6 protein-coding genes are annotated in these 6,172 nt (G+C 63.2%); all 6 read right to left on the reverse strand.

Going from position 1 to position 6,172, the window contains the following annotated elements; translation table 11 throughout:
• Positions 1-867: glycosyltransferase family 2 protein (locus Q8O35_RS10190; protein ID WP_305572891.1), on the reverse strand; the 867-nt coding region annotated here is incomplete at its 3' end.
• A gap of 18 nt (positions 868-885) precedes the next feature.
• Positions 886-1,854 (reverse strand): radical SAM/SPASM domain-containing protein, encoded by a 969-nt coding sequence (locus Q8O35_RS10195; RefSeq protein ID WP_305572894.1) that lies wholly within the window; start codon positions 1,852-1,854, stop codon positions 886-888.
• Between the two features lie 2 nt (positions 1,855-1,856).
• The gene (locus tag Q8O35_RS10200; protein WP_305572897.1) at positions 1,857-2,795 is read right to left on the reverse strand and encodes a radical SAM/SPASM domain-containing protein; all 939 of its coding nucleotides are present in this window, start codon (positions 2,793-2,795) and stop codon (positions 1,857-1,859) included.
• Positions 2,782-3,306: a GNAT family N-acetyltransferase gene (locus Q8O35_RS10205; RefSeq protein ID WP_305572899.1), complete on the reverse strand. Its 525-nt coding sequence runs from the start codon at positions 3,304-3,306 to the stop codon at positions 2,782-2,784. Before Q8O35_RS10205 ends, Q8O35_RS10200 begins: the two co-directional genes overlap by 14 nt.
• Before the next feature lie 23 nt (positions 3,307-3,329).
• Positions 3,330-5,231: an asparagine synthase (glutamine-hydrolyzing) gene (asnB, locus tag Q8O35_RS10210; RefSeq protein WP_305572901.1), complete on the reverse strand. Its 1,902-nt coding sequence runs from the start codon at positions 5,229-5,231 to the stop codon at positions 3,330-3,332.
• A gap of 1 nt (position 5,232) precedes the next feature.
• The coding region (locus Q8O35_RS10215; RefSeq protein WP_305572903.1) for a lysylphosphatidylglycerol synthase transmembrane domain-containing protein at positions 5,233-6,172 on the reverse strand (940 nt) is incomplete at its 5' end.

Here is a 6,172-nt window from a genome sequence, read left to right on the forward strand (position 1 = left end):
CCACTCTGCCGGATTGAGCCGGGCGATGGCGCCCTTGGTGACCTTGCCCCGGCCGCCCAGCACAACCCACTTGAGCCAAAACCCGAACACGTCACGCACGCTCTTCATTATGCTCCCAAGCCTAGTGCCCTTGGCCTCGCCAGCCACGCGGGGAATGAAGGAGATGGGCACTTCCTTGATGCTGGCACCGCGCCAGTGGGATTTGAGAAGCAACTCCGGGTTGGCGAAGGAGCTGTCGGCTTCGGTCTTGAGGGATTGGATGAGCGCGGTGCGGTAGAATACGACATTTTGGTAGTCGGACAAGGGGAAGCGGTAGAGTAGTCGGATAATCAGGTAGTTGCTGATGGAGACAATGGCTTTGCTTAAGGTGTCGGAACGCTTGGTCAGGTGGCGGCCGAAGAGCAGCCAGACCGTGGCGATGATCTTGGAGATGCCGGTGCGCTGGCTCACCGGGGCGCGGCGCACTCCGGCCACCACGTCATCGGTTTTGAGGAATTCTAGGAAGGTGCGCAGCAGCGTGATGTCGTAGCTCCAGTCCACGGTCTGCCAGAACAGGAACTCCTTTTTGGCCTCGCGGATGGCCCGCTGGCAGGAGTAGCCGACGTTGCGGTTGGTTTCGTTGCGGTACAGCGAGATCTGCGGGATGCTCTGCTTAAGCTCGCGCACGATCTCGTTGGTCCGGTCCATGCTGCAGTCGTCGATGACCACGATCTCGTAGTCGGCGCAGCTGGCCCGCAGCATGGCGTGAATGCGCAGGAGGAAGTCCCTGATGCACTCCTCTTCGTTGTAGGCCCAGCACAGGCACGACACGCCCCGGTCGAACAGGGGCAGGGCATCGTTGGCGGCTTTGGTGTACGGCGGCTGCACGCGGCGATCCCGGTGGCCTTAGCCCTTGGCCTTATTGTCGTCGGCGTCCTTGAGGACCTTCCAGTAGTTGTACTGCCAGGAGCGGTACTTCCAGTCCGGGCAAGCGGCACAGATGGGCAGTTCGTGGCCGCGCCGGGCCAAGTGCAGTTGTCGGAAACGCTCAAACTCCGGCCCGAGCCAGATGTCCTTGATGCTCCGCTCCATGATGTTTGCGAACTTCTCCTTGAAAGCGATGTCCTCGCCGCACAGGGTCACGTCCCCGCGCGAGTCCACGTTGAAGCGCTCAAACAGCCAGGGGCAGGGCAGGCGATCTTCTGGCGGCAGGTAGGGGCTTGCGTCTGCGGACTTGTCGTCGTTGTAGCCCCAGGTGAGGAACTTGCGAATCTGCACTTTGTCGACAATGGCGCCCCAGTGGGCCTCGGCCTTATCCACGTCCACGCCCTGCTGGTTGATGACGCTGGTGACAATGCGCGTGGGGGACTTGAGCCGGTTTCTGATGTCCACGGCCATGCGCACGCTTGCGTTCAGGCGGTCCCAGTCCAAGTTGGCACGCACTGTGGCGTAGGTTTCGGCGTCACCCGCGTCCACGCTGAACTCAATGGCGTCGATCCCGGCGCTGATGAGCTGGGTGAGGTTCTCCTCGTTGAAGCGCGAGCCGTTGGTGATGAGCCCGATGCGGCAGCCCTTCTGCTTGGCGTAAAGGATGTGCTCCACGGCCTTGGGGTGCAGCATAGGCTCGCCCCCGCCAGACAGGCGCAAAAGGCTCTTGTGCGGACCGGCCTCATCGGCCAGGCGCCGAAAAACCTCGTCGCTCATGAGCATGGCGTCCTTGTAGGACTCGCGGATCTCGGAATTGTTGTACGGGCAGTTGGGGCACCCGGCGTTGCACACGTAGACGAAGGAGAGCACCAGCATCATGGGGAACTCTTTGGCCTCGGGTCTAAGGCCGTACTCTTCCTGGGTGTGCACTTTGGTCTCATCAGCCATGACTATTTCTCCTGAACCGAGCTAGCGGGCTTGTAGTCGGCGTAGGCGCTTTGCCAGTCCGAGCAGTTGCGGCACATGTCCGGCAACTCGGCGAAGCGGCCTTCCTTGTGCATGGCGCGCATGGCCTTAAGGCCTGTCTGCCAGACTTCCTTGATGGAATGCGTGCTCACGTCGCCGCAGGGAACCCGGCAGTGGATGTCCACGGAGCACAAGGCCACGCGGCCGTCGGCGCAGATGTTGATGGTCTGCATGAGCCAGTAGCAGGGCTTGCGCGCAACCAGGCTGTTGTCCGCCAGGTTGGGGGCGTCCACCAGCCCGGCCCAGCTCACCTTGGGGCGAATCTTCACGTTGATGCCCTGGCCGGACCAGAACTCTTTGAAGGGCTCCACCTGGTCCTCGTTGATGTCGCTGACGACGAACTGCACAAAAAGCTTCTGGTGGGGCTTGCCCACCTCGCGCAGCGCGTCGCGGTAGGCCAACACGTTTCGCACCGCCTTGTCGTAGTCTCCGCCCACGCGAATTTGAGCGTAGGTTTCGGCGTTGGCGGCGTCGATGCCCACATACAGGGCGTCGAGTCCGGCCTCGATGACCGCGCGGCCCTTCTCCGGGCTCATGAGCACGCCGTTGGTATTGAGCACCATGTCGGTGAGGCCCTTGTCCTTGCCGTACTCTATGCGCTGGGCGATGTCCCGGCACATGAAGGGATCGCCGAAGAAGATGCCCCAAATGCGTGCGCTGGGATTCTCCACGGCGATCTCGTCGATGATTTTGCGGTAGAGCCCGAGGTCCATGACCTGGACTTTGCGGTAGTTCTTCACATTGGGATGGTCGCACATGGAACAGCGCAGGTTGCAGGCGTTGGTGTTGTCGATAAGCACAACGCGGGGAAACTCCACCGCCTCCTGGGTTCTGTCGGCCTTGCTCAAATCACTTTTCGCCATGGTATTCGCTCCGCAGAAGGGACATGCCAAGGACGTTCACCCGGGCCCCTTCGATGAGGTAATGCTCACGCAGCAGGGCCTCCTGGCGGAAGCCGAACCTTTCGTACAGACGCTTGGCGGGGAGGTTGCCCTCGCCCACGTGCAGAAAAATCTTGTTCAGGCCCAGCGCGCCGAACCCGTGCTCCAGCATGAGGCCCAGCACCGCCTTGCCGAGGCCCCTGCCCCGGCTTCCGTCTCGGCCCAGGAGTATCCAGAACTCCGCCCGCTCGTGGGTGCTGTCGATGTGGTAGAAACCGGTGTTCCCCACGTGCCGCCCGTGCTCGAACACGGCAAAGACCAGCCGCGTCTTGTCGGCCCGCAGGCGCTCGAACCAGAGGCGCTGGTCCTCGGGCGCCACCTGACCCGAACGCAGGATCAGGCGCTGCAATTCCGGGGCGTTGGCCCAGGCGCGCGTCTGATCCAGTTCGTCCTCGCCGAGGGACTTCAATACTACTGGGCCAGTTTCCAGCATTGTTAAAAAATAATCTCCTGTTCTCATGGCGTTGTCAAGCCATACTCCCGCCACCACAAGCCCAGGCATGCCAAGTTCCACACCCGGGCGTTCAGGGACGCGTCGCCGCCGACGAAGCGCGCCTTGAGTTCCGCCAGGGGGGCGGGGCTGAACATGCCTTCGGGCAGGTCGTCCAGGCAGCCGAGCGTCCAGTCCTTGAGCGCCCCGTGCATCCACGTGTAGATGGGCTGAACGAAACCCTCTTTGGGGCGGCTGATGAGCTCTGGCGGCAGCAGGTCGGCCACGGCGGCCTTGAGCACACGCTTGTTTACGGGCTGGCCAGACTCTCCGCCGATCTTGTAACGACCTGGCAAACGGTTCACGTACTCCACCAATCGGTGGTCCAGGAAGGGACAGCGCACCTCGATGCTGTGGGCCATACTCAGGCGGTCCACAAAGGGTAGGATCTGGTTCTGCAACAGCTCGGCTTGGTCGACCTCCAGCACGCGATTCAGGGCGTCGTCCCCGGAGGTGAGGGCGGCTTCCAGCCCGGCGTACGGGTCGTGGCGCTGGGCCTGGGGCACCCGGGCCAGGAACTCCGGGGAGAAAAGCGCCAGGCGCTCCTCCATCGGGAATACGGCGATCTTGTCGCGCCAGCCGACCTGGGAGGCATGGGCGCTGCGCGAGAGAAAGGCGAATTGCGCCGGGGAGTCGAAGGGAGCCAGCCGCGCAAGTTCCACGGGCGAGAGGTCCTCGCGACGCGTCTTGCCCATGGCTCGGCAGGTGAGCAGCGCCTCCATGGGGAAGGCTAGGCGGTGCGGCAGGTAGCTGGCGAAGAGCTCGTCCGCCCCGTCGCCGGAGAGCGCCACCTTTACGTGCTCGTGGATGAGGATGGACAGGAAGAAGGTGGACACCGTGCCGGAGAAGGGCTCGTCGAAACTGCGCACGATCTCGGGCATCTTGTCGGCGAAGAAGGCCGCGTCGATGATGAGCTCGTGGTGCTCCGTGCCCAGGCGCTGGCTCATTTCCCGGGCGTAGTGGATGTCCTGCGCCTTGCCCGCAAATTGGCCCGTCGCGTCGTCGGCATAACCCAGACAGAAGGTCTTCACCGGCTGGCCATGCAGCCGGGCCATCAACGCCGTCACCGCAGACGAGTCCACGCCACCGGAAAGATATGCCCCATAGGGAACGTCGCAGTCCATGCGCAGGCGCACTGCGTCGGTGAGCAGACGCCGCACTTCGGTGGCGGCCTCTTCAAGAGACGGCGGTTCCGGCAGGGGGGAGAAATCCGCCCGCCAGTAAGGGCGTACGCGGGCCTCACCGTTCTCCCATACCAGGCTGTGCCCGGCGGGCAACTGGCGTACCGCCGAAAAGATGCTCTGCGGCGCGCTGACGTTCTTCATGCCCAGGTACTGAAATAGGGCGGCTGGGTCCATGTCGCGGCGGATACCGGGATGCAGCAGCAGGCACTTGAGTTCCGAAGCGAAGATTATTTCCCCCCCCGCCACGGCGTAATACAGGGGTTTCTTGCCCACGCGGTCTCGGGCCAGGACAAGCCGTTTTCGCGGAGTGTCCCAGATGGCCACGGCGAACATGCCATTGGCCTGGCTCGCCCAGTCAGCCCCGCGCTCCTCGTACAGGTGCACAATGGTCTCGGTGTCCGAATGGTCAGTGCGGAAGGCGTGCCCGCGTTCCATCAGGCCCTGGCGCAGGTCCACGTGGTTGTATATCTCGCCGTTGAAGACGAGGCGCAATTCGCCGGTCTCGTTGGCCACGGGCTGGCGACCGCCGGAGATGTCGATGATAGACAGTCTGCGCATGGCCAGGTTGACGCCAGGAACTTCGCAAAAGCCGTCTTCGTCCGGGCCGCGGTGGACGATGGCCTGGTTCATGGCTCGCAGAAGCTCTGGGTTGGCCGGGCCGGTGAAGCCGACGATGCCGCACATATCAGGATGCCTTGGAGCGCTGCGCGGACTGTGCACGCAGGTTGAGATAGGCCGCGCAACCGACCAGGGAAACAAACATGGACACCATTCGCCACAGAAGAAAGATCACCAGCCCTCCTGAGAGTCCGAAAACGGCCCACATGGCCCCGGCCACGGTCTCGGTCCAGCCCAGGTTTGAGGGAGTCACCGGTATCGAAGAAGCGAAGAATACCAGCGGTGAAACCAGGATGCTGCCAAGCGCCGCCTGCTGCCCGAATAGGCCATAGGCGATGCAGGCCACGCCTGCCACAGTGCACAGATGTCCTAGCGCCGCCTGGGCCAAGGCCAGAAGCAGCACGCGCTTGCGCGCGGAGAACTGCCGCATTCCTGCCAGCAGGTTTTGGGCGGCTCCCCCCAAGGGCAGCCGCCCGGCAAGGCGCGAGCAGAAATCAAAGGTGGAGTCATGGCGCAGGCCGAGAATAACTGCGCCAAGGGGCAGCGGGGCAAGAGTGGCATAGAGCAGGAGTCTGCTCGCTTCTCCGGGCACGGCATCGGGGTACAGCTGGTTTAGAGCCGTGAAGGCGCATAGCGCCAGGGTCGAAAGGCCCAGGAGTCCCAGGAAGCGGTCCAGGACCACGAGCCCGCCTACGCTGGCCGCGCCCTGCTCGCCGTAGCGCCGAAAATAAACCAACCGCGTCAGGTCGTAGCTGATGCCCGCAGGCATGAGGTTGTTGGCGAAGAGCCCGGCAAAGGTGATGCGCACGCTGTCCGCCATGGGCAGAGCAATACCTGCATGTCTTTGCAGGAGCACCTGGCGGCTGGCCATGAGTAGCTGATTTAGAACGAGGCATGCCGCAGAGACGGCCAGAGCGGGCAGCATGCGTGTAGAAAGGGTGCTCGACAAAACGTCCGCCTGAGTCCGCAGGTCCATGACCACATAGCCCAGCAGCATCAGCAGCAGC

The organism is Humidesulfovibrio sp. (assembly GCF_030689645.1).
Lineage (GTDB): Bacteria > Desulfobacterota > Desulfovibrionia > Desulfovibrionales > Desulfovibrionaceae > Humidesulfovibrio.